This window comes from Actinacidiphila bryophytorum, from assembly GCF_016916835.1.
Classification (GTDB): Bacteria; Actinomycetota; Actinomycetes; order Streptomycetales; family Streptomycetaceae; genus Actinacidiphila; species Actinacidiphila bryophytorum.
The window spans coordinates 115,694-134,227 of record NZ_JAFFIX010000009.1 but is presented as its reverse complement, the minus strand read 5'-3'; the positions used below and the strand labels follow the sequence as shown (position 1 = coordinate 134,227).

The following is an 18,534-nucleotide window of genomic DNA, read 5'->3' as shown; positions in this document are numbered from 1 at the left end:
CGGCCGGTCAGCGGCGCGACATGTAGATGTCGAGTGCCTTGTGGAGCAGCTTGTTGAGCGGGAAATCCCACTCGCCCAAGTATTCGGCAGCCTGCCCGCCCGTGCCTACCTTGAACTGAATGAGACCGAACAGGTGGTCGGTCTCGTCGAGCGAGTCGCTGATGCCGCGCAGATCGTAGACGCTGGCGCCCATGGCGTACGCGTCGCGCAGCATCCGCCACTGCATGGCGTTCGACGGCCGGACCTCGCGCTTGTGGTTCGCGGAGGCGCCGTACGAGTACCAGACGTGCCGGCCGACGGTGAGCATGGTGGCCGCGGCGACCGGCTCGCCCTCGTGCACCGCCAGGTACAGCCGCATGCGGTTGGCGTCCTCGGCGTTGAGCTTGGTCCACATGCGCTGGAAGTACGACAGCGGGCGCGGGCGGAACTGGTCGCGCACCGCGGTGATCTCGTACAGCTGCTGCCAGGCGGGCAGGTCGTCGTAGCCGCCCTGGACGACCTGGACGCCGGCCTTCTCGGCCTTCTTGATGTTGCGGCGCCACAGCTGGTTGAAGTTCTTCAGGATGTCGTCGAGCGAGCGGTTCTCCAGCGGCACCTGGTAGACGTAGCGCGGCTGCACGTCACCGAAGCCGGCGCCGCCGTCCTCGCCCTGCTGCCAGCCCATCCGGCGCAGCCGCTCGGCCACCTCGAAGGCGCGCGGCTCGATGAAGTTCGCCTCGACGTCCCGCAGCCGCTTGATGTCGGGGTCGGCGATGCCCGCCTTGATCGTGTTGGCGTCCCACCGGCGGATTATCACCGGCGGACCCATCTTGACGGTGAAGGCGCCCTGCTGCTTGAGGTGCCGCAGCATCGGCTGCAGCCACTCGTCCAGGTTCGGCGCGTACCAGTTGATGACCGGCCCCTCCGGCAGGTACGCCAGATACCGCTTCACCTTGGGCAGCTGCCGGTAGAGGACCAGGCCGACGCCGACCAGCTGCCCGCCCTTGGTCAGCTGTCCCGGCTGCTCGTCGAACCAGCCCAGGCTCTCCGACCGCCACTCGGACTTCACGTCGGCCCATGCCGGGACCTGGCAGTGGCTCGCCGCGGGCAGGCTCTGGATGTAGGCCAGGTGCTGCTCTCGGCTGATGGTCCTCAGGGTCAGGCTCATGCGGGGCGCTCCCCATGCTCACGACTGCGGGCTTATCTGGCCCGAAGCCTACTGTGCAGGGCGAGCCGTCCCACCAGCCCTGTGGACAACGGCGCGGCTTTCCACAGGGCGGCGGGGAAACGGGGTGAAGGCGCTGCTCCGCTACCAGAGCCCGCCGGTCAGGCCGCCGTGGGCCACCCCGATGTAGAAGCCGACCGCGGACATGCCGAGGCCGATGATCAGGACGAAGCGCTCGGCGGTGGTGGCCGAGATGAACTGGCCGTAGCCGCCGGTGAAGATGCCCACCAGGCCCGTCCAGGAGCTGAGCAGGTGCAGGCTGTTGAAGGCCGACGAGATGATCGCGATCGCGCCGAGGACGAAGGTGATGACCGCGAGGCTGTTGACGAGGGGATGCGGCCGGCCGTCGGTGTTGAATGTGAGGTGGTGGGTGCGTTCCGCGTGCTGTGCCATGGGGCACCTCCGTGACGGAGAAGTGGCGGGCTGTAGCGCCCGCACACCCGATGTGTACAGATTGCGGGCATAAGGGGGCGGATTTCAACCCGGGGGACCGAGCCGGGTAGTCTGTACGGTCTGCACCGGTGTCTGCGCTGGGCCCAACCGGGCAGTCCACGGGATCTCCCTCGACTGTCAGTGGCCCGCGTTACCGTTGCGACGCAGATACAAACCCTCCTGCCACGGAAATGCCGTGGCCGCTGAGTCCAAAGGAGGTGGGTTCCACTATGCGTCACTACGAGCTCATGCTCATTCTCGACCCCGATCTTGAGGAGCGCGCTGTCTCCCCGCTGATCGAGTCCTTCCTGTCCGTCGTCCGCAACGGCGGCGGCAGCGTGGAGAAGGTCGACACCTGGGGCCGCCGTCGTCTCGCCTACGAGATCAACAAGAAGCCCGAGGGCATCTACTCGGTCGTCGACCTCAAGGCCACGCCTGAGGTCGTCAAGGAGCTGGACCGTCAGCTCAACCTGAACGAGTCGGTGCTGCGGACCAAGGTCCTCCGTCCGGAACTCCACTAGTTCCGGACTTCGAGTAGCAGTCAGCCAGCACTGCCCAAAGTCAGTCGAGAGGTCACCCCATGGCAGGCGAGACCGTCATCACGGTCGTCGGCAATCTTGTCGACGACCCCGAGCTGCGCTTCACCCCGTCCGGTGCGGCGGTCGCGAAGTTCCGCGTCGCGTCCACTCCCCGCACCTTCGACCGGCAGACCAACGAGTGGAAGGACGGCGAGAGCCTGTTCCTGACCTGCTCGGTCTGGCGGCAGGCGGCGGAGAACGTCGCCGAGTCGCTTCAGCGCGGCATGCGCGTCATCGTGCAGGGCCGGCTCAAGCAGCGGTCCTACGAAGACCGCGAGGGCGTCAAGCGCACGGTCTACGAGCTGGACGTCGAGGAAGTCGGCGCCAGCCTCCGCAGCGCCACGGCCAAGGTCACCAAGACCAGCGGCGGTGGCGGTCGTGGCGGCCAGCAAGGCGGCTACGGCTCGGGCGGCGGCCAGGGTGGCGGCGGCTGGGGCGGCGGTCCCGGCGGCCAGCAGGGCGGCGGCGGTGCTCCCGCCGACGACCCCTGGGCGACCAGCGCACCGGCCGGCGGCGGCCAGTCGGGCGCAGGCGGCGGGCAGGGTGGCGGCTGGGGCGGAAGCTCCGGCTCGTCCGGCGGCGGCTACTCGGACGAGCCGCCCTTCTAGGGCGGACCTCACTCACTTCTTGATCGCATAGGAGAATCACCATGGCGAAGCCGCCCCCGCGCAAGCCGAAGAAGAAGGTCTGCGCGTTCTGCAAGGACAAGACCGTGTACGTGGACTACAAGGACACGAACATGCTGCGGAAGTTCATTTCCGACCGCGGCAAGATCCGTGCCCGCCGCGTCACCGGCAACTGCACGCAGCACCAGCGTGACGTCGCCACGGCCGTCAAGAACAGCCGTGAGATGGCGCTGCTGCCGTACACGTCGACCGCTCGATAAGGAAAGGGTGACCAGATAATGTCCAAGATCATCCTTACCAACGAGGTCAGCGGCCTGGGTGCCGCCGGCGACATCGTCGACGTCAAGCCGGGCTACGCCCGCAACTACCTGATCCCGCGGGGCTTCGCCATCGCGTGGACCAAGGGTGGCGAGAAGGACGTCGAGCAGATCCGCCGCGCCCGTCGCATCCGCGAGATCCACTCGCTGGAGGACGCGAACGTGGTCAAGGCCCAGCTGCAGGCCGTCAAGGTCAAGCTGAGCACCCGCGCCGGTGACACCGGCCGCCTCTTCGGCTCCATCACCCCGGCCGACATCGCCGCGGCGATCAAGGCCGCCGGTGGTCCGGTCGTCGACAAGCGCCGGGTCGAGGTCGGTGCGCCGATCAAGACGCTCGGTGCGCACAAGGTGTCCGTGCGCCTGCACGCCGAGGTCGAGGCCGTCCTCGACCTGGAGGTCGTGGCGGCGTAAGGCCCCTTTTGCTCGGCATGTTCCACGTGGAACACAGGGCCGGGTGCCCCCTCGCGGGGGTGCCCGGCCCTTGCCGTCGGCCGGGTTGCGTACGGACCCGGCTCGGCGGGCGGGCTCAGCGGGCGGCGCCGGTGACGATCCAGCGGCCGGAGCGGGCGCGCAGCCACAGGGCGGCGAGCCGGGTGAGCATCATCAGCGTCATCGCCCACCACAGGGCCGTCAGGCCCGCCCCCACCGCCGGCACCGCGAAGGCGGCCGGGGCGAAGACCACCAGCGTCACCAGCATCGACCAGGCCAGATACGGTCCGTCCCCGGCGCCCATCAGCACCCCGTCGAGTACGAAGACCACCCCGGAGACCGGCTGCGAGACCGCGACCACCAGCAGCGCGGAGGCCAGCGCGTCCTGGACGGCCGGGTCGGAACTGAACATCGGGCCGACCAGCGGCCGGGCCAGCGCCACCAGCAGCCCCAGGACGACCCCGCAGGCCACGCCCCACTCGATCATCCGCCGGCAGGCGGCCCTGGCCGCCTCGGGGTCGTCGGCGCCCAGGTAGCGGCCGATGATCGCCTGGCCGGCGATCGCGATGGCGTCCAGCGCGAAGGCCAGCAGCGACCAGACGGTGAGGGTGATCTGGTGCGCCGCGATGTCGGTGTCGCCGAGCCTGGCGGCCACCGCGGTGGCGATCAGCAGGACGGCCCGCAGGCTGAGCGTACGGACCAGCAGCGGCAGCCCGGCGCGGGCGCAGGCGCGTATCCCGGCGGCCTCGGGGCGCAGCGCCGTCCGCCAGACGCCGCCGGTCTGCCGGCGGATGCCGCGGACCACGACCCACAGGTAGACCGCGGCCATGCCGTTCTGCGCGATGGCGGTGCCCCATGCGGAGCCGGCGATGCCGAGCCCGGCGCCGTAGACGAGGGCGGCGTTCAGCCCCGCGTTGGCGGTGAAGCCGCCGACCGCGACGGCCAGCGGGGTGCGGGTGTCCTGCAGGCCGCGCAGCACACCGGTGGCGGCCAGCACCACCAGCATGGCCGGGATGCCCAGCGAGCTGATCCGCAGATAGCTGGTGGCGTAAGGGGCCGCGGTGGGCGAGGCGCCGAAGAGGTCCACGAGCGCGGGCGCAGCGGGCAGCACCGCCGCGATCACCAGGCCGCCGAGCAGCAGGGCCAGCCAGATCCCGTCCACGCCCTGCCGCAGCGCGGCGGGAAGGTCGCCCGCGCCGACCCTGCGGGCGACCGCGGCGGTGGTGGCGTAGGCGAGGAAGACGAAGATGTTGACGGCGGTGGTCAGCAGTGCGGCGGCCACGCCGAGCCCGGCGAGCTGCGCGGTGCCGAGGTGGCCGACGATGGCGCTGTCCACCATCACGAAGAGCGGTTCGGCGACGAGCGCGCCGAATGCGGGGAGGGCGAGGGCGACGATCTCGCGGTCGTGGCGCCGCCGCCCGGCCGGGCGGCGGTCACGGCCGGGCCGTGTGCCGTGGGCTTGGGGCTCCTGCATTTCCGGCGGCTCGGCCACGTGATTCACAAGCACAGCTTAATCGTCCACAAGTAAGAGGTGAAGTGCTCAGTGGGGTCTTACCGCTGACTGCGTAGAGTGATCTCCTCCGCGTCGTTTGTGGCGATCTTGGTCCGGTGGCAGAAGTTTTTCTCCTGCACAGGCTATGGATGAAGAAATCGCAGGTCAGATGGGGTGTTTCGGATGACCTTCGAGGTTGTCCACAGCACTGTCCCAAGGGCTGTACACAGGTTGGGGGCAGTTCTCCACAGGTATGCCGCCGTCGTCCACACCCCCTGTGGATAACCGTCTTGGTCCAGGCCGCCGCTGGCCCTACCGTGGACCCTCCGTCCGTCGTGCTGAGGCGCAGCCGGGTGGGTCGAGGATCGGAGCGGTGCCGTGAAAGAGTGGCACGCACGCGGGGTCCGGCCGGACCGGTCGGACGGGAGGAGGTGGCGGGGGTGACCCAGCCCGAACCCGCCGACGACCACTGGCCCGACCTCCCGCCGGACGACCGCCCGGGCCCCCCGCAGGGCGTCAGCCCCTTCCGCAAGAAGTCCGCCCAGGACGACAACCGCTACTCCGAGGGCGGCGGCGGCTTCGAGCGCGTACCCCCGCAGGACCTGGACGCCGAGCAGTCCGTGCTGGGCGGCATGCTGCTGTCCAAGGACGCCATCGCCGACGTCGTGGAGGTCCTCAAGGGCGCCGACTTCTACCGGCCCGCCCACGAGACCATCTACACCGCGATCCTCGACCTCTACGCCCGCGGTGAGCCCGCCGACCCCATCACCACCGCCGCCGAGCTGACCAAGCGCGGCGAGATCGCCCGGGTCGGCGGTGCCCCCTACCTCCACACCCTGGTCAACGCCGTACCCACCGCGGCCAACGCCGAGTACTACGCCGAGATCGTCCACGAACGGGCAGTGCTGCGCCGGCTGGTCGAGGCCGGCACCCGGATCACCCAGATGGGATACGCCGCCGACGGCGACGTCGACGAGATCGTCAACAACGCCCAGGCCGAGATCTACGCCGTCACCGAGCAGCGCACCTCCGAGGACTACCTGCCGCTCGGCGACATCATGGAGGGCGCCCTCGACGAGATCGAGGCGATCGGCTCCCGCAGCGGCCAGATGTCCGGCGTCCCCACCGGCTTCACCGACCTGGACTCGCTCACCAACGGGCTGCACCCCGGCCAGATGATCGTCATCGCCGCCCGCCCGGCGATGGGCAAGTCGACGCTCGCACTGGACTTCGCCCGGACCTGCTCCATCGCCAACAAGATGCCCAGCGTGATCTTCTCGCTGGAGATGGGCCGCAACGAGATCGCCATGCGGCTGCTGTCCGCCGAGGCCCGGGTCGCGCTGCACCACATGCGGTCAGGCACCATGACCGACGACGACTGGACCAAGGTGGCGCGGCGGATGTCCGACGTCACCGAGGCGCCGCTGTACATCGACGACTCGCCCAACCTGTCGATGATGGAGATCCGCGCCAAGTGCCGCCGTCTCAAGCAGCGCAACGACCTGCGCCTGGTCGTCATCGACTACCTCCAGCTGATGCAGTCCGGCGGCTCGCGCCGCCCCGAGAGCCGCCAGCAGGAGGTCTCGGACATGTCCCGCAACCTCAAGCTCCTGGCCAAGGAGCTGGAGGTCCCGGTCATCGCCCTCTCCCAGCTCAACCGAGGCCCGGAGCAGCGCACCGACAAGAAGCCGATGGTCTCCGACCTGCGCGAGTCCGGCTCGATCGAGCAGGACGCCGACATGGTGATCCTGCTGCACCGCGAGGACGCCTACGAGAAGGAGTCCCCCCGCGCGGGCGAGGCCGACCTGATCGTCGCCAAGCACCGCAACGGCCCGACGGCCACGATCACCGTGGCCTTCCAGGGCCACTACTCCCGCTTCGTGGACATGGCCCAGACCTGACCTCGGGCGGTGTAGGTTCTCAGATTCCGTGTCCTTTTCTCATCGGCGATGTCCACCGCATGTCCAATAGGACATGGAGGTGAGAATCATGCCTCTTGATCGAGTGATTCCCCTCTTCGTCCACGGGATCGCCCGGGCCGTCGTCTGAGTGCGTGGCCGGGGCAGGACCACAGCGATTCGGTGGCCAGTGGGGCCGCCTCGAAACCGTGGGATTGGTGGTCCGACGTGACATGCGGGAAGTCCAGGCCGAGACCGGTGACGTTCAGCACACGCACCGAGCAGGTTTCGCGTCCTCACCAGCAGATAGCGGCGCGGGTTACAGCCGGCTCCTGGAAAGACAAGCGCACAAGGTGCCGAGCGGCGTGTGGCGCTGCAACTCCAGAGCGCGCGTCGCCCAGGATGGGTGAGCGCTCACATTCAGTGGGAAAGGTCCAGGTGTGCGCAGTCGGCCAGTGGGGGCACCGCCCCGGTAGGAGGCTCGAAATGAGACTGACACATCCTTCGCTGCCACCTCAAGGGGTGTGCGGCACGAGCCTGTTCCGGCGCCGGCCCCGCGCGCCAGCCGTCCACGCGGGGACCTCGGCTTCTGGTGCCGATGCGAGCACAGGGGTGCCCAGGGCAAGGGGTGGGACGGGAGGTCTCACCGATGACCGGGTGAATCGGTTCGTGTCGTGAGGCTTGACACCGTGAGGGGCGCAGGTGCACGTTCTTGTATCCGAAACATCTGTCCCTCCAGTGACGCCATATCTCCGACCGATCCGTATATGTGAGCGCTAACATGGTGGGTGTCTGTCAGGCACGCCGAGGGGTCGGGCGGTCCGGGCGGCCCCCTTCCCACTGGTTGTCGGCGAGTTGTGGTGGGACAAGGCCAACCCGGCGGGTCGCTCACCGCTGTACGGCTTCAGCGCCACCCCGACCGGTTCACCACCAGCCCGTGGCTGGTCCGTTTACAAGGAGGATCGTGTGAAGCGACAACACGTACAGCCGCCGCGCCGTCGACGCCTGACCCTTTGGACCGTGGCCGTCGTGGCGCTGCTGACCGGGGCTGTGGGGACACAGCCGGCCACGGCGACCGCCCCTCGGGCCACGCCGGCCGCTGCCACCGCGCCGGCCTCCGCCCCCGATGGCGTCACCGCGGGCAACGCCGCGATCGCCTCGGTCGACCTGGCCGGCACGTGGGGGTTCACCCCGGTGGGCCGGTCGGCGACATCGATCACGGTGCCGGGCGGCGGCTGGTACAAGCAGGGCTTCACCGATGTGAACGAGGCGGTGTACTCCCGCACGATCACCGTGCCGGACTCCGGGCAGCCGCAGTCGACGTGGATCGAGTTCGGGGCGGTGAACCACCAGGCGACGCTGTCGGTGGACGGGCACGTGGTCGCCACGCAGACCACCGCCTTCACGCCGTCGAACTTCGACATCAGCGCGTACGCGGCACCGGGTAGCACGCACACCGTCACGGTCGACGTGAAGGGCAGGGGCGCCCTGAAGAACCCCGCGAACGGCAGGTATCTGGTGCCCGACGCGGCCGACTGGGCCGAGGCCGTACCGCAGGGGATCTTCCGTTCGGCGTTCCTGCGCGTGTATCCGGCGGTGTACGTCAGCGACACGTTCGTCCGCACGTCCGTGGCCAATCAGACCCTCACCTATGACGCGTCGGTGACCAACACCTCCGCCAGCGCCCGGTCGGTGACCCTGACCGGCTCGCTCGCCTCGGACAACGGCACGTCGTTCACCTACCCGGCGCTGCCGAGCAGCACGGTGACCGTGGCCGCCCACTCGACCGTCAAGGTGACAGTCGGGCCGGTGGCGTGGAACCTGGGCTCCTCCTCGTACTGGTGGCCCAACGTCCCCTACAAGCAGGGGTATCGCGCCCAACTGCACCGCCTGACCGTCCACGCGGCGACCGACGACGGACACACCAGCGACGCGACCTACCGCTTCGGATTCCGGGAGAGCAGCCAGAACGGCGAGTACTACTACCTCAACGGCGTGCGGGTGAACTTCCGCGGCGACAACCTCCAGGGCGCCGACTACGACCGGGTCAACTACGGCGGGAAGAGTGACGCCTACGACACCCTGCCCGGGTTCCTGCCGCCGTCGCAGGGCAACGGCGGCTGGCCGCAGGCGGTCGACAACTACCAGCGGCTGAACTACAACGTGGTCCGCATTCATCAGGAGCCGGCCAGCCCCTACATGCTCGACGTGGCCGACGAGATGGGCCTGATGATCATCGACGAGACCGGCATCCGCGGCTCCAACAGCCTCCAGGACTTCATCGCCGGGCACGACAACATGGTCAACCACGCCCGCGCGCTGACCCTGCGCGACCGCAACCACCCGGCCGTGATCCGCTGGAGCCAGAGCAACGAGCCCGGCAGCAGCGGTATGGACTCGGAGCAGTTCGAGAAGGACCTGTACGCAGCGATGAACGGCAACGACGGCACCCGGCCGGTCAGCGTCGACGCGTGGGTCGGCGCCCCGGCCAACCCCTACCCCACCATGACGTACGCCAACTTCGACGTCTTCGCGCACTACTTGGACGGATTCGGCCAATACGGCGAGAAGGTCGTGTCGGTTGCCGGCCGGCCCGACGGCGAGGGCGAGTACATCTGGCCCAAGTGCAACACCAAACAGGGCTTCGAGTGGTTCGCCACCACGATGGTGGCCAAGCGCGCCAAGGACGCCAGCGACCTGCGCCCCTACACCCTGCTGTCCGCCTGGGCGAGCGTCATACCGGGCGTGCGCACCACCGACTTCACCCCCGAAGAGGGCGGCCACCCCGTCTACGGCGCCGACAACCTCTCCGACCCGTGGAGCAACCCGCAGTTCCAGCGCGTCCAGGCCGCGTTCAACCCGGTCGCCGCGATCGACCTGCCCTACTGGTCGGCCTCCGGTGTGTCCGACTCCAACGGCACCTTCCCGCTCACGCAGGCGGTCCCCGGCTACGCCGCCAACAGCACTGTGAACCGCACCATCACCGTCTTCAACGACGACTTCGCCAACACCGCCGTGGACTTCGCCTGGAGCGCCCACCTCGACAGCGCCAGTGGCCCGGTGATCGCCTCCGGCAGCAAGACCCTCACCATCCCGCTCGGCTCCAAGACGACGCAGAACGTGTCGTTCACCGCGCCCTCCAGCGGCTCACGGGTCTACCTCGTCCTGTCCACCAGCAAAGCCGGGACGACCGTGTTCAACGACGCGGTCGAGTACTTCACCCTGGGCAACGGGAGCACCGGTCCCGCGCCGGGCACCTACCGCATCGTCAACCGCAACAGCGGCAAGCCGCTGGCCATCGCCGGCAACTCCACCGCCGACGGCGCCAAGGCCGTCCAGCAGACCGGCGGCGGAACCTGGACCCTCAGCGCCTCCGGCAGCGCCTACACCCTGCGCTACAACCCCACCGGCAAAGTGCTCGACGTCAACGGCGGTTCCACCACCGCCGGGCTCCAGCTCCAGCAGTGGACCGCCAACGGCGGCACCAACCAGCAGTGGTTCGTGCGGCCCACCAGCGACGGGTACTTCACCATCGTCAGCCATGACAGCGGCCTGGTTGCCGATGTGTCCGGCCAGTCGACCAGCGACGGAGCCGCCGTCGTGCAGTGGACCGCCAACAACGGCACCAACCAGCAATGGCAGCTGACACCGGCCTGAGCCGGCGGCCCGCCTGCCGGATGTGCCGCCACCTCCCCGTGGCGGCACGTCCGGGGCGTGCCGACATCCCGTCGCGGAGCACTGTGGGCCCACTGGCCGATGGCCAGGCAGGAGCGGGCTCCGGACAGCACCGCGCAGGCCGCAATCAGCAGCACCGACACCAGCGAGTGCTGTCGACCACGACGGTCGCGCGGGTCCGGCAACGTCGCCAACCGCTCAGCGAAAACCGGCATTTCACGCTGATGCGGCGAAGGCGACTTGGTCATACAGACGGTGGCAGACCGGCGGCACATCGAGGCCCGGTGGTGCAGGGCGACTTGGTAGGTCACCCCGTCAACCGGAGCCTCGCTGTCTTCATAACGGCCCGCCGCACCCCCTTCGTGCGCACGACCAGCGACCCTGCAAGATCACCAGCACTTTGAATCAGCCCTGGCCCATCCCCGAGCAATAGGGGAGCCACCGGCGAGGCATGAGCGGACTCGGCAATGGCTTTCGCGCTACTCGGCGTGTGCCGTTCCTGAGGAAGTGGACACCACTCGTGAGAATCAGCGGCTGGACACGGTATGAGATGCCGGGAGAAGCCGCAGGTCACGGCATCGCCGTAGGACACAAGCAGCGAGAACCTACAGCCGGGTGGCGGCGCCGCTACGGTGGGGCGATGGGAGCGATCAGGAAAGTCCAGGTCACCTTCGACTGCGCCGAGCCCGAGCGGGTGGCCCGCTTCTGGTGCGAGGTGCTGGGCTATGTGGTTCCTCCGGCGCCGGAGGGGTTTGCCACGTGGGGCGACTTCGACCGGTCGCTGCCCGCTGACCGGCAGGGGACGGCCTTCGCCTGCGTCGACCCCACGGGGGAGGGGCCGCGGCTGTTCTTCCAGCGGGTGCCCGAGGGGAAGGTCGTCAAGAACCGGGTACACCTGGATGTGCGGGTCGGCACGGGACTGGTCGGGGAGGAGCGCCTCGCCGTCCTGGAGGCCGAGTGCGCCCGGCTGGTCGCACTCGGCGCGGTGCGCCAGCGGGTGCTGGTGGCCGACGGGTTCGAGGAGTCGACCATCGTGATGCAGGACGTCGAGGGCAACGAGTTCTGCCTGGACTGAGCGGCGCCCGTCACAGGGTGAGGACGATCTTGCCCCGGGTCCTGCCGGACTCGACGAGGACGTGGGCCTCGGCGGCGTCGGCGAGCGGGAGGGCGTGGCCGACGTGCGGGGTGAGCCGGGCCGCGGCGGCCAGGTCGGCGAGGGCTTCGAGGCCGACGTGGTCCGGCTCCACGGTGATGCCGGCGAAGCGGCGTCCGGCTGACTCGACGGCCGCCCGCAGCGCGGTGTCGGTGCGGTCGACCGCGGTGACCAGCTGGCCGCCCGGACGCAGGACGGGGATGGACCGGCGCCCGTAGTCGCCGCCGACGGTGTCGAGGACGACGTCGACGTCCCTGACGGCCTCGGAGAAGTCGGTGCTGCGGTAGTCGACGGCCTCGTCGGCGCCGAGGCCCCGGACGAAGTCGTGCTTGTCCGCCCGGGCGGTCGTGATGACATGGGCGCCGTGGGCCTTGGCGATCTGGACGGCCAGGTGGCCGACGCCACCTCCGCCCCCGTGGATCAGCACCCGCCGGCCCGGCTCGATGCGGGCGGTGTCGACCAGGCTCTGCCAGGCGGTCAGGCCTGCCAGCGGCAGGGCGGCGGCCTGCAGGTGGTCGAGCGCGGCGGGCTTGCGGGCCAGCTGGCGGGAGGGGACCGCGACGTACTCGGCGTACCCGCTGCCGGCCCGCGGGAAGAAGGGCATGCCGAAGACCTCGTCGCCGGGGCGGAAGCGGTTGACACCGGGGACGACCTCCTCGACCACACCGGATATGTCCCAGCCCAGCACGAAGGGCGGCTGCCCGATCAGCGGGAAGGCGCCGGAACGGACCGCGGCGTCGATCGGGTTGACGCCCGCGGCATGGACCCTGACCAGCACTTCCGAGGGAAGCGGCTCGGGGCGCGGCAGGTCGGTGACGTCGAGGACGTGTGGGTCGCCGAAGGACTTCTGGGTGATGGCGCGCATGGCGGTTCTCCTCTGCGTGACAGGTGCCGACAAGGCCGGCGGTGACCTTTAGCGATCGCTACAGCGGGGACCGTAGCACAGCTTTAGCGATCGCTATAAGATGTTCGGCATGAGCACCGCACGAGCGCCGCGCCGCGCCTTCGACCGTGACGAGGCGCTGGAGACCGCGATGACCGAGTTCTGGCGGCACGGCTACGAGGCCACGTCGATCGCCGCGCTCACCCAGGCGATGGGCATCAACCCGCCGAGCCTCTACGCGGCGTTCGGCAACAAGCGGAAGCTCTTCAGCGAGGCGGTCGACCGGTACGCCCGCACCCACGGCAGTTACGGCGCCCGCGCCCTCGCCGAGCCCACGGCACGCGGAGCCGTCGAACGGCTGCTGCGGCTCGCGGCGGCGGCGTACACAGAGCCGGGCAGGCCGCCCGGCTGCCTGGTGGTCAACGGGGCGACCAACGGCACGGACGCCTCGCAGGACGTCAAGGCGGAGCTGCGGGAGTGGCGCGAGGGGACCAAGCGCGGGCTGGAGGGGAAGATCGCGGCGGACGTGGCGGCGGGCCTGCTGCCGCCGGGGACCGACGCCGGGGCGCTGGCCACCTTCTACTCGGCTGTCGTGCAGGGCATGTGCACGCAGGCCTGCGACGGGGTCGGCCGGGCGGAGCTGGACCGGACGGCCGACGTCGCACTCGCCGCCTGGCCGGGCTGAAACGGTGCCCGGCCGGGTCAGTCGGTCAGGACCAGCCAGCGGTGGCCGTCGATGAGTTCGCGGACCGCGTCCAGGTGGCCGCTGTGGCAGGCGGTCTCCGCGATGACGTGCAGCAGGACCTCGCGGTGGCTGTGCACGTCCTGCTCGCCGAAGAGGTCGGTCGGCCACCAGGCCGGTGCGGTGTCCGCGGGCGTCGCGGTGATGATCGCGTCGGCGAGCGCGATCTCCCGGCGGTAGCGGTCGAGCACCTCGGCGGCCGGGGCGGCGGGGTCCACCTGCCAGGCGTCGGCCTCCTCGTCCAGCGCGGCGATGACGGCCGGGTCGCCGGCCAGGACCGCGCCGAACCAGAAGCGCTCGACGTCGAGGGCGAGATGGCGGACCAGCCCGAGGCAGCTCCAGCCCGACGGCAGGACCGGGCGGCGCAGGTCCGCCTCGTCGAGGCCGTCGAGTATTCCCAGCACATGCCTGCGCTGGGCGGTCAGGCAGTCCAGCAGCGCGGTGATCTCGGGCGGCGGGAATCCTGCGGTCTGCTCCGTCATGGGGTCACCGTACCGGTGGGCCGCGCGCAGACGGCAACACCCCCGGAGCCGCGGGATGCGGCTCCGGGGGCGTCCTTCCCGGGGAGGGGAAGGGTCAGGTGGTGGTCCACACGAAGGTCGCCGAGCCGGTGGCCCCGGCCTGGTCCTCGGCGGTGACCGTGACGGTGTAGCTGCCCCGTGCGGTGGCCGCGCCGGTGAACCGCCCGCTCGCGTCGAGCCGGACGCCGGGCGGCAGCCCCTGCGCGCTGTAGCTGTGGTGCGCGGCGACGCCGGCCGGGTCGAGGACCCAGTCGACGGCGGAGCGCACCGGGCTGCTCATGCCGTGCGGGTTGGGCACGGACAGCGCGGCCGCGGTGGCGGCGGGCGCGGAGTCCGCGGACGTGGCCTGCGGGGCGAGAGCGGCGGCGATCGCGCCGCTGACCGTGGTCGGCACGCTGAGCGTGCCGGTCTGCGGCAGGCTGCGCGAGGAGTCGCCGACCAGGATCTGGTACGTGCCCGCTGCCGTCGTCCAGTTGTTGCTGCCGGTGTTCCAGTAGGCCAGGTCATGGGTGCTGACCGTGAAGGTCAGCGTCTGCGACTGGCCCGGGTTGAGGGTGACGCGCTGGTAGCCGCGCAGTTGGTGCACCGGCTCACCGGTGGACGCCGGGTCGCCGACGTAGAGCTGTGCGACGTCGGTGCCCGCCCGGGACCCGGTGTTGGTCACCGTGACGTGGACCGTGGCACTGCCGCCGCTGAGCGCCCCGACCTGCAGGTTGCTGTAGCCGAAGGTGGTGTAGGACAGGCCGAAACCGAACGGGAAGAGCGGTTCGATGTTCCTCGCGTCGTACCACCGGTAGCCGACGTCGAGGCCCTCGCTGTACTGCACCTGCCCGTTGGTGCCGGGCCACTGGGCCGCGGTGTCGGCGGGCACGTCGGCCAGCGACTTCGGGAAGGTCACCGGCAGTTTGCCCGACGGGTTGACGTCGCCGAAGATCAGCGCCGCCATCGCCGTGCCGATCTGCTGGCCCGGGTAGAAGCCCTCGAAGACGCCCGCGACCTGGTTCAGCCACGGCATGTTGACGGCCGAGTTGTTGTTGAGCACCACGATGGTGTGCGGGTTCGCCGCCGCCACCTGGGCGATCATGTCGTTCTGCTTGACCTGGCTGCCGCCGTTGTTCGGCAGGTCCAACGTGGTGGTGTCGTGCTCCTCGTTGCCGTAGTTGTCACTGGCGAAGACGATCGCGACATCGGAGCTGCGGGCGAGGCTGACCGCCGCGTCGAGGTTCGTCGCGTCGTTGTACTGCACGGTGGTCCCGGTGCCGGCGACCCGGTTCTGGATGCCGGTGATCGGCCAGACCGTGCCCGAGCTGGTCACGGTGGCGCTGCCGCCGCCGATCGACTGCACCCCAGCCCCGCCGTCCCAGCCGATCACGGCGATCGAGTGGGTGGTGGCGGTGGACAGCGGCAGGATGCCGTTGTTCTTCAGCAGGACGGTGCCCTCCTCCGCGCCCTGGAGCGCGACCTGCACATGCGCGGGCGTGGTCACCGTGGCGTCCCGGGAACCGCTGGGCGCCTTGTCGAACAGCCCGAAGGCGAAGAACTGCGTCAGCAGCCGGCTGACCATGGTGTCCAGCGTGGCCTGGCTGACGGTTCCGTTGGCGACGGCCTGGGCGAGGAAGTCGGCGAAGAAGTAGCCGTTGGGCATCTCCACCGTCAGGCCCGCGTTGGCCGACTCCACCGTCGAGTGGGTGCCGCCCCAGTCACTGGTGATGAAGCCGCCGAAGTTCGCCTGGTTGTAGAGCCCGGTGTTCATCAGATCCGGGTTCTGGCAGGCCGGCACGCTGTTGACGATGCTGTACGCGCACATCGCCGCAGCCGGCGACCCCTGCTGCACCGCCGCCTGGAAGGCCGGCAGATACAGCTCCTGCATGGTCCGCTTGTCGACGACGACCGTGCCGGCCGGGTTCTCGATGTTGTAGACGGCCACGTGCTTCATCTCGGCCATCACACCCTGGCTCTGGATGCCCTTGATGTCGGCCGCGGCCATCTGCCCGTTGAGGTACGGGTCCTCGCTGAAGGTCTCGAACGAGCGGCCCCAGCGCGGGTCGCGGACGATGTTCAGCGTCGGGCCGAGGGCCACCTGCACACCCTTACCCGCGAACTCCGCACCGATCGCGGCGCCGTACTGCTGCTCCAGCGCGTTGTCGAAGGTCGCGGCCGCGGAGTTGGCGGACGGCATCTGGGTGACGCCGCCGAGCCCGTCGCCGACGCCGTGCGGGCCGTCCTGCAGGCCGATGTCCGGGATGCACAGCGAGGGGATGCCGGTGATGTTGCCGATGTACGGCGAGGAGTTGTTGTTGCCGTGCAGGATCGAGACCTTCTGCGCCGTGGTCATCTGCGCCATGACCTGGGCGACCCGGGTGGCGACCGGGGTGGTGGACCCGACCCACGGGCAGCTGCCGTCACCGCCGCCGGGCGGCGGGGTGGTGCTGCCGCCGTCGGCGGTCAGCAGGGTGAACTCCCACAGCGAGTAGCCGTACTGGGTCGCACGGACCGTGCCGTACATCCGCACGTAGCGGCCGGTGGCGTCGAAGGAGAGGTTCTCCACCCCGCCGGGGCCGCTGGCCGTGGAGTAGACGGTGTTCCACGTGGAACCGTTGTCCGAGACCTGGATCTGGTACGCCTTCGCGTAGGCGGTCTCCCAGCTCAACTGGGCACCGCACAGCGTCTGCGAGGAGCCGAGGTCGACCTGCACCCACTGCGGGTCGGACGCGGCGCTGGACCAGCGGGTGCCCGCGTTGCCGTCGAAGGCCGCGGAGGCGGGGGTGCCGGCGTTCTCCGTCGAGGACGCGGTCGCCGGCTTGCCGAGAGCGGCCGTGGTCGTGGCGCAGCCGGCAGGCGGGGTGCCGCCGCCGGAGCCGCCGTAGATCTGGAACTCCCACAGCGAGTAGCCCCACTGGGTGCCGCGGGCGGTGCCGTACATCCGCACATAGCGGCCGGTGCCGGTGACGTTCAGCGTCTGGACGCCGCCGGTGCCGGTGGTCGTGGAGTAGATGCTGTTCCACGTGGAGCCGTTGTCCGAGACCTGGATCTGGAAGGCCTTGCCGTAGGCGGTCTCCCAGTTGAGCACCACCTGGCTGATCGGCTGGCTGGAGCCGAGGTCGACCTGGAGCCACTGCGGGTCGGACGCGGCGCTGGACCAGCGGGTGCCGGTGTCGCCGTCGACGGCCGCGTTGGCGGTGAAGGCGTCCTGCACGGACGAGGCGGTGGCGGGTTTGCCCTGGGAGAGCAGGACGGGCGTGGCCGCGCGGGACGAGGTCGCCATGATCGACAGGCAGGCCGACGCGATCATGACCAAGGCGAGCAGGACGACGGTCTGCGGTGACTGTCGGAAACGTTTACGGGACAGGGAGAGCCCTTGTGGGGTGACCCTCATGTGTCTGCTCCTACGTGTCGGATGCAACTCGCGGGTGTGGGGGGTCGTGGTAGGAGGAACCGCCAGCGGGCTGAGAGCGCTCTCTGGCAGTGGTGATATCTACGGCAGCCCCTGGGGGGTGTCAACCTTTCTGACACGGAGCAGCCCGCGAAACCGCCTGCCATGACGGGCAGTTGACCTGGGAGCGCTCCCGTCCCGCACTTCGGCCCGCTCGGGTGGCAGCCTGAGGGGATGGACGAGGACATGAACGAGGGCATGGACGAGGACATGAGCGAGGCCACGGGCGAGGACAAGGGCGGCGGGGCGCGGGACAAGGTCCTGGTCGAGTTGGAGGGCGTCCCCGAGACGCTGCTGTGGAATCTCTACCAGCGCTCGGTGGAGGCCGCCCGCCCCGGCCGCAGGGTGCTGGACGACCCGCGGGCAATCGAACTGGTCGAGCGGATCGACTACCCCTTCGAGCGCTTCGGCGGCGACGGCATGTCGCAGTGGCACGCCCTGCGGGTCGCCTGCCTCGACGGCGAGGTGCGGCGCTTCCTGGCCGCGCACCCCGGCGGCACCGTGGTGGCGCTCGGCGAGGGCCTGGAGACCCAGTTCTGGCGGGTGGACGACGGCCTGGTGCACTGGCTGACCGTCGACCTGCCCGAGACGGTCGCGCTGCGCGACAGGCTGCTGCCCGAGGACCCGCCGCGGCGCCGTACCGTGGCCTGCTCGGCGCTCGACCTGCGGTGGATGGACGAACTCGACGCCGGTACGCCGCCGCAGGACGTGCTGGTGACCGCGCAGGGCCTGCTGATGTACCTGCCGCCGCGCGAGGTCAGGCGGCTGATCGCGGCCTGCGCGGAACGCTTCCCCGGGGGGTCCTTCCTCTTCGACGCGCTGCCGCGCGGGATGGTGGCCCGCAACCAGGCCGGCGCCATGGACACCGCGGGCGGCTACCGCGCCCCGCGCTGGCAGTGGGGCATGGACATCAAGGAGTACCCGAAGGTGGCCACCGCCTCACCGCGGATCGCCGAGGTGCGCAGCCTGCCGCTGCCGCGCGGCCGCGGCCTCTACACCATCGCCCCGATCTCGCACCGGCTGCCCGGCGTGCGGTCGATGCGGATGTCGATCGTGGCGGTGCGCTTCGGCCCCGCCGACTACCGTAACGACGCGCGGGCCTGACGCCCGTGCCGGCGGGCGACGGCGGAAGGGCGTGAGGGCGGGTGACC

At 70.1% G+C, this 18,534-nt stretch carries 15 protein-coding genes and 1 pseudogene; 9 read left to right on the top strand and 7 right to left on the bottom strand.

What is annotated here, in order from left to right; all coding sequences use genetic code 11:
* Window positions 1-7 precede the first annotated feature (7 nt).
* A complete protein-coding gene (locus tag JT723_RS15785; RefSeq protein WP_205045256.1) occupies window positions 8-1,147 on the bottom strand; it encodes a lipid II:glycine glycyltransferase FemX in 1,140 nt (379 codons plus the stop codon).
* Window positions 1,148-1,288: 141 nt separating this feature from the next.
* Complete coding sequence (locus JT723_RS15780) at window positions 1,289-1,597, bottom strand: hypothetical protein (RefSeq protein ID WP_205045255.1); 309 nt, start codon at window positions 1,595-1,597, stop codon at window positions 1,289-1,291.
* A 269-nt stretch (window positions 1,598-1,866) separates the two neighbouring features.
* Between JT723_RS15780 and rpsF the strand changes: the two genes are divergently transcribed.
* From rpsF to rplI, 4 genes are read left to right on the top strand one after another with little or no spacing between them, the layout of a single operon-like run.
* Window positions 1,867-2,157 (top strand): 30S ribosomal protein S6, encoded by a 291-nt coding sequence (rpsF, locus tag JT723_RS15775; RefSeq protein WP_205045254.1) that lies wholly within the window; start codon window positions 1,867-1,869, stop codon window positions 2,155-2,157.
* 59 nt (window positions 2,158-2,216) lie between these two features.
* Window positions 2,217-2,822, top strand: a complete 606-nt coding sequence (locus tag JT723_RS15770; RefSeq protein ID WP_205045253.1) for a single-stranded DNA-binding protein — start codon at window positions 2,217-2,219, stop codon at window positions 2,820-2,822.
* Window positions 2,823-2,863: 41 nt separating this feature from the next.
* Window positions 2,864-3,100, top strand: coding sequence for a 30S ribosomal protein S18 (gene rpsR, locus JT723_RS15765; RefSeq protein ID WP_031512678.1), 237 nt, complete (start codon window positions 2,864-2,866; stop codon window positions 3,098-3,100).
* Between the two features lie 18 nt (window positions 3,101-3,118).
* Entirely contained in the window at window positions 3,119-3,568 is a 450-nt protein-coding gene (rplI, locus tag JT723_RS15760; RefSeq protein ID WP_205045252.1) for a 50S ribosomal protein L9, read from the top strand.
* Window positions 3,569-3,683: 115 nt separating this feature from the next.
* Here rplI and JT723_RS15755 read toward each other — a convergent pair whose 3' ends face one another.
* On the bottom strand, window positions 3,684-5,060 hold the full coding sequence (locus JT723_RS15755) for an MATE family efflux transporter (protein ID WP_205045396.1): 1,377 nt from the start codon (window positions 5,058-5,060) through the stop codon (window positions 3,684-3,686).
* 458 nt (window positions 5,061-5,518) lie between these two features.
* On the opposite strand from JT723_RS15755, the gene dnaB reads away from it, so the two are divergent.
* Window positions 5,519-6,979: a replicative DNA helicase gene (gene dnaB / locus JT723_RS15750; protein ID WP_205045251.1), complete on the top strand. Its 1,461-nt coding sequence runs from the start codon at window positions 5,519-5,521 to the stop codon at window positions 6,977-6,979.
* 1,017 nt (window positions 6,980-7,996) lie between these two features.
* Complete coding sequence (locus JT723_RS15745; protein ID WP_205045250.1) at window positions 7,997-10,633, top strand: RICIN domain-containing protein; 2,637 nt, start codon at window positions 7,997-7,999, stop codon at window positions 10,631-10,633.
* An 83-nt stretch (window positions 10,634-10,716) separates the two neighbouring features.
* On the opposite strand, the pseudogene JT723_RS35145 reads toward JT723_RS15745, so the two are convergent.
* Window positions 10,717-10,866: pseudogene (locus JT723_RS35145) on the bottom strand (transposase family protein); the annotation flags it as partial.
* Between the two features lie 425 nt (window positions 10,867-11,291).
* Between JT723_RS35145 and JT723_RS15740 the strand changes: the two are divergent.
* The gene (locus tag JT723_RS15740; RefSeq protein WP_205045249.1) at window positions 11,292-11,726 is read left to right on the top strand and encodes a VOC family protein; all 435 of its coding nucleotides are present in this window, start codon (window positions 11,292-11,294) and stop codon (window positions 11,724-11,726) included.
* A 10-nt stretch (window positions 11,727-11,736) separates the two neighbouring features.
* Here JT723_RS15740 and JT723_RS15735 read toward each other — a convergent pair whose 3' ends face one another.
* Window positions 11,737-12,669 (bottom strand): NADP-dependent oxidoreductase, encoded by a 933-nt coding sequence (locus tag JT723_RS15735; RefSeq protein ID WP_205045248.1) that lies wholly within the window; start codon window positions 12,667-12,669, stop codon window positions 11,737-11,739.
* 109 nt (window positions 12,670-12,778) lie between these two features.
* Here JT723_RS15735 and JT723_RS15730 point away from each other — a divergent pair, with 109 nt between their 5' ends.
* Window positions 12,779-13,372: a TetR/AcrR family transcriptional regulator gene (locus tag JT723_RS15730; protein ID WP_205045247.1), complete on the top strand. Its 594-nt coding sequence runs from the start codon at window positions 12,779-12,781 to the stop codon at window positions 13,370-13,372.
* Window positions 13,373-13,389: 17 nt separating this feature from the next.
* On the opposite strand, the gene JT723_RS15725 is transcribed toward JT723_RS15730, so the two are convergent.
* The gene (locus tag JT723_RS15725) at window positions 13,390-13,911 is read right to left on the bottom strand and encodes a DinB family protein (protein ID WP_205045246.1); all 522 of its coding nucleotides are present in this window, start codon (window positions 13,909-13,911) and stop codon (window positions 13,390-13,392) included.
* Window positions 13,912-14,005: 94 nt separating this feature from the next.
* Window positions 14,006-17,215 (bottom strand): discoidin domain-containing protein, encoded by a 3,210-nt coding sequence (locus tag JT723_RS15720; RefSeq protein WP_443608060.1) that lies wholly within the window; start codon window positions 17,213-17,215, stop codon window positions 14,006-14,008.
* Window positions 17,216-17,557: 342 nt separating this feature from the next.
* Here JT723_RS15720 and JT723_RS15715 point away from each other — a divergent pair, with 342 nt between their 5' ends.
* Window positions 17,558-18,487, top strand: coding sequence for a class I SAM-dependent methyltransferase (locus tag JT723_RS15715; protein ID WP_240165674.1), 930 nt, complete (start codon window positions 17,558-17,560; stop codon window positions 18,485-18,487).
* The last annotated feature ends 47 nt before the right edge of the window (window positions 18,488-18,534 follow it).

Excerpts from the sequence above, each read along its gene's own strand:
- JT723_RS15785 (WP_205045256.1), bottom strand. The coding sequence starts at position 1,147 with ATGAGCCTGACCCTGAGGACCATCAGCCGAGAGCAGCACCTGGCCTAC.
- JT723_RS15780 (WP_205045255.1), bottom strand. The coding sequence starts at position 1,597 with ATGGCACAGCACGCGGAACGCACCCACCACCTCACATTCAACACCGAC.
- rpsF (WP_205045254.1), top strand. The coding sequence starts at position 1,867 with ATGCGTCACTACGAGCTCATGCTCATTCTCGACCCCGATCTTGAGGAG.
- JT723_RS15770 (WP_205045253.1), top strand. The coding sequence starts at position 2,217 with ATGGCAGGCGAGACCGTCATCACGGTCGTCGGCAATCTTGTCGACGAC.
- rpsR (WP_031512678.1), top strand. The coding sequence starts at position 2,864 with ATGGCGAAGCCGCCCCCGCGCAAGCCGAAGAAGAAGGTCTGCGCGTTC.
- rplI (WP_205045252.1), top strand. The coding sequence starts at position 3,119 with ATGTCCAAGATCATCCTTACCAACGAGGTCAGCGGCCTGGGTGCCGCC.
- JT723_RS15755 (WP_205045396.1), bottom strand. The coding sequence starts at position 5,060 with ATGCAGGAGCCCCAAGCCCACGGCACACGGCCCGGCCGTGACCGCCGC.
- JT723_RS15740 (WP_205045249.1), top strand. The coding sequence starts at position 11,292 with ATGGGAGCGATCAGGAAAGTCCAGGTCACCTTCGACTGCGCCGAGCCC.
- JT723_RS15735 (WP_205045248.1), bottom strand. The coding sequence starts at position 12,669 with ATGCGCGCCATCACCCAGAAGTCCTTCGGCGACCCACACGTCCTCGAC.
- JT723_RS15730 (WP_205045247.1), top strand. The coding sequence starts at position 12,779 with ATGAGCACCGCACGAGCGCCGCGCCGCGCCTTCGACCGTGACGAGGCG.
- JT723_RS15725 (WP_205045246.1), bottom strand. The coding sequence starts at position 13,911 with ATGACGGAGCAGACCGCAGGATTCCCGCCGCCCGAGATCACCGCGCTG.
- JT723_RS15720 (WP_443608060.1), bottom strand. The coding sequence starts at position 17,215 with ATGGCGACCTCGTCCCGCGCGGCCACGCCCGTCCTGCTCTCCCAGGGC.
- JT723_RS15715 (WP_240165674.1), top strand. The coding sequence starts at position 17,558 with ATGGACGAGGACATGAACGAGGGCATGGACGAGGACATGAGCGAGGCC.